The sequence below is a fragment of the Alcanivorax sp. HI0083 genome, from assembly GCF_001635175.1.
This window is the reverse complement of sequence record NZ_LWFX01001294.1, coordinates 1-1,172: the sequence shown is the minus strand read 5'-3', so window position 1 is coordinate 1,172 and position 1,172 is coordinate 1. Positions and strand designations below refer to the sequence as shown.

Genomic DNA, 1,172 nt, shown 5'->3' with positions numbered 1-1,172 from the left:
GCCCGCTCACGCCGTTGACGAATCGCCCTGGCAGGTGGATGAAGCCGGGTTTCGTATTTCTTTTCGTTGCAAACCGCTGACACTGACGCGTTCGGAATACCGCATTCTGGCGGCCATGGTGCAGCGCCCCGGGCAGGTGTTCAGCCGTAGCCACCTGCTGGATATCTGCGATAGCGATGAAGACAGCTTCGAGCGCAGCGTGGATACTCATATCAAGACCCTGCGGGCGAAATTGCGTCCGCTGGGCGGCGATCAGCTTATCGCCACCCGGCGAGGTATCGGTTACGTGCTGGAAATGCCATGAAGCTCGGTCAACGCCTGCTGATCTTTTATTTTCTTATCCTGGGTCTGGTGGGCTGGTTCGTGCTGGATCTGGTATTTGGCCAGGCTAAGCCGCTGGTGCGCCAATCGGCGGAAGAAACCCTGGTGGATGCCGCCAATCTGCTGGCGGAAATTGTCGCCAGCGATGCGGCTAACGGGGAAATCGTGATCACGCCGGCGCTGCGGGATGCGCTTAACCGTTACGCCGGGCGCACCCCGGATGCGGATATCTGGGGCTTGAAGAAAACGCGCATCCACACTCATGTGTATATCACCGGCCCCACCGGCACGGTGCTATTCGATTCCCGTGGCCGGGATGAGGGCAAGGATTTTTCTCGCTGGAACGATGTACACCTGACCTTGCAGGGCCGCTACGGCGCGCGGACCACCCGCAGCGATCCACAGGATCCATCCACCTCGGTGATGTACGTGGCTGCCCCCATTCGCCATGACGGCAGCCTTATCGGTGTTATCAGCCTGGGTAAACCCGGGCGTGCCATCGAGCCGTTTGTGCAGCGGGCGGAGCGCTATCTCATGGTCTACGGCGGCCTGGCGTTACTGGTGTGCCTGTTGCTGGGTGGGCTGTTGTCCTGGTGGCTTGGCCGCCGGGTGAACCACTTGCGCCGCTATGCGGAGGCCGTCGCCAACGACCAGCGTCCGGCGCCACCGGTGTTTCGTGGCCGTGATGAAATTCGTGACCTGGCGGATGCCGTCACCGCCATGCGTCGACGCCTGGAGGCACGGGCACAGCTGGAAGATAACGTGACCCTGCTGACCCATGAAATGAAAAGCCCGTTGGCGGCGATTCGTGGTGCCGGGGAAATCCTGGCAGAGGAAGTGCGCGATCCGGC

2 protein-coding genes are annotated in these 1,172 nt (G+C 61.5%); both read left to right on the top strand.

Annotated features, from left to right (window positions below; genetic code table 11):
* On the top strand, nt 1-304 hold a 304-nt coding region (locus tag A3754_RS19240; protein WP_197468725.1), incomplete at its 5' end, for a winged helix-turn-helix domain-containing protein.
* Nucleotides 301-1,172: two-component system sensor histidine kinase CreC (gene creC / locus A3754_RS19235; protein ID WP_082904808.1), on the top strand; the 872-nt coding region annotated here is incomplete at its 3' end. The genes A3754_RS19240 and creC, both read left to right, overlap by 4 nt.